Below are 2,677 nucleotides of genomic sequence, written 5' to 3'. Positions count from 1 at the left end.
TCCCGGCGCCGCTCCCGGTGCCCCGGCGGCGGGTCATCATCACCAGCGCGCCGATCAGCACCCCGGCCGCGCCGCCCACCGCGACGTCCAGCTTGCCGGAGGGCGTGGTCGGCTTGTCGGGCTCCGCGGCGCCGGCCAGCGGGACCAGGCGGACGCCGGTCTCCTTGCTGCTGTTGTTGGCGAACGCCACCAGCGAGCGGGCGACCGCGTCCGCCGCCCGGACGGCCTCCCCGGGCTCGGCGCCGGTGCCGGTGATCTCGATCATCGGGGCGTCCGGCGAGGTGGTGCCGTGCACCAGGCTCTCCAGCTCGCCGCGGCTGTGACCGGTCTCGGCGGCGGCCGCCGCGAGCACCTGCGGCTGGCCGGCCAGCCGCCCGTACGCCTGGGCGAAGTTGACCGCGGTGGCGGCCTGGCCCTGGGCGTCGGGCACCACGATCACATAGGAGTTGGCGGCGTACGAGGGGTGGGCGACGACGGCGTACCCGGCGCCGGCGGCGGCGCCCAGCGGCACCGCTAGGGCCATCGGCCACCATCGGCCGACGAGCCGACGGGCGCTACGGCGCGATTCGCTCATGGGGACTCCTTGGGTATGAGGGCCGCCCGGCCGGCGGCCCGGTGTCTGCGGGGGTGCGGCCGGCTCAAGCCCGGGCCAGCCGGTCGTAGAGCGCACCGAGGTCGGCGGCGACCCGGACGATGTCGTAGTGGCCGACCGCGGGCGGCCTGGGCAGCGGGTCGGTGCCGAGGTCGTCGAGGTGGCGCAGGTCGCGCAGCGCGGCCGTGTAGGCGGCCGCCTCGGAGGGGATCCGGCGGGCCTGCGGGGCGGCGCTGGGCGGCAGTTCGTCCAGGGCCGGGCAGGCGCTGTGGCGCACCGGCAGGCCGGCCGCGAGCCCCTCCAGCACGCCGAGGCCGAAGGTCTCCTCGGTGGAGGGGGCGGCGAGCACGTCGAGTGCGGTGAGCAGCTCGGGGACGTCGTCGCGTTCGCCGGTCAGCACCAGGCGGTCGCGGACGCCGAGTTCGTCGGCCCGGCGTTCCAGGGCGGCGCGTTCGGGGCCTTCGCCGATCAGCACCAGGCGGGCGGCGGCGTCGAGGGCGGCGAGTGCCTCCAGCAGGACGGCGAAGCGCTTGCCGGGGACGAGCCGGCCGATCCCGCCGATCACCCAGGCGTCCGGCGGGAGGCCGAGTTCGGCGCGCAGCCGGGCGCGGGTGCCGGCCCGGTCGGCGGGCGGGTGGTGGTAGCGGGCGGCGTCGATGCCGTTGGGGATCAGTTCGACCCTGGCCGGCGGCACGCCCCAGGCGTGCAGGGTCTGGGCGACCTGCCGGGAGACCGCGACGGTGGTGGTGCCGAGGCGTTCGGCGGCCAGGTAGAGGCCCTTGACGCCGCGGGTGACCGGGCGGCCCTCGATCACTCCGGCGTGCAGCGAGTGCTCGGTGGCGACCACGGCCCGGACGCCGGCGAGCCGGGCGGCGAGCCGTCCGTACAGTCCGGCCCGGTAGAGGTGGGTGTGCACCACGTCGTAGCGGCCGGCCCGGACCAGGCGGGCCAGTCGGGGCAGTGCGCCGAGGTCGCGGTTGCCGCGCATGCCGAGGTGGTGGACGGTGACGCCGTCGGCGCGCAGCGCGGCGGCCACGGTGCCGGGGTTGGTCAGCGCGAGGACCTCGCACTGCTGGTGGGCCGGCAGGTGGCGGAGCAGCAGGTGGAGCTGGCGTTCGGCGCCGCCGGAGGCGAGGCCGGTGACGATGTGCAGGATCCTCACGGCACCCTCCGGAGGCGTCCGGCGCGGGCGGCGAGGCGCTGGCGGCGGAGTTCGGTGACGGTGTCGCGCAGGCGGTGGCGGCCGCGTTTGGCGCGCAGCCGCCAGGCGCCGTCGCGGTCGCCGACGTAGCAGCGGGGCAGCGCGTAGCGGCCGGTGAGCGGGGAGTGCGCGATGGCGCAGGCGTAGTCGTAGCCGGCGTCGCGGACGGCGAGGGTGGCGGCCAGGTCGACGGCTCCGTAGGGGTAGCAGAAGCCGGTGACGGGGCCGCCGACGACCTCTTCCAGGAGGCGCCGGCTGTCGCGGGTCTGGGCGGTCAGGACGTCGGCGGGCAGTCCGGGCAGGGCCTGGTGGCCGAGGCCGTGCGAGCCGATCTCCCAGCCGGCGGCGGCGAGGTCGGTGACCTCCTGCACGGTGAGCAGGGTCTTGCGGGGGCCTTCGGTGTCCCAGTCGTTGGCGCGGCCGAGCAGGTCGGCGACGACGTAGGCGGTGGCGGTGAAGCCGTAGGCCTGGAGGATCGGGACGGCGTGGCGGGCGAAGTCGGCGTAGCCGTCGTCGAAGCTCAGGCCGACCAGCCGGTCGGCCCGTCCGGCGGCCCGGGCCCGCATCAGTTCGCGGACGGAGACGCCGCGCTTGCCGCGCCGGTGGAGCCAGGCGATCTGCTCGGCGAAGCGTTCGGGGCTGACCGTGAGCCGGTAGGGGTCCTCCTTCTCGACGGCCACCGAGTGGTACATCAGGATCCACGGCGAGGTGGTCTCGGCTGTGGGAGGGTCGGCGAGCGGGCGCCGGCTCCTGGGCAGCCGGGCCGGTGGTCGACGGGTGCCGGGGTGCGGCGGGTCGGTGCGCGGCGCGTCGGCGCGCGGGGCTTCGGTGTGCGGCGCTTCGGCGCGCGGGGTCTCGGTGCGCGGCGCTTCGGTGCGCCGGCC

3 protein-coding genes are annotated in these 2,677 nt (G+C 77.0%); all 3 read right to left on the bottom strand.

Annotation, left to right across the window (positions count from 1 at the left end; translation table 11 throughout):
- Window positions 1–574: hypothetical protein (locus BI06_RS52140; protein ID WP_158516550.1), on the bottom strand; the 574-nt coding region annotated here is incomplete at its 3' end.
- 64 nt (window positions 575–638) lie between these two features.
- Window positions 639–1,754: a glycosyltransferase gene (locus BI06_RS44325; RefSeq protein WP_030398285.1), complete on the bottom strand. Its 1,116-nt coding sequence runs from the start codon at window positions 1,752–1,754 to the stop codon at window positions 639–641.
- Window positions 1,751–2,677: polysaccharide deacetylase family protein (locus BI06_RS44320; protein WP_369826403.1), on the bottom strand; the 927-nt coding region annotated here is incomplete at its 5' end. The genes BI06_RS44320 and BI06_RS44325, both read right to left, overlap by 4 nt.

The sequence above is a fragment of the Kitasatospora sp. MBT66 genome, from assembly GCF_000710405.2.
Classification (GTDB): Bacteria; Actinomycetota; Actinomycetes; order Streptomycetales; family Streptomycetaceae; genus Kitasatospora; species Kitasatospora purpeofusca.
The sequence above is the reverse complement of the archived record's forward strand: the minus strand, read 5'-3'. Positions and strand labels throughout refer to the sequence as shown.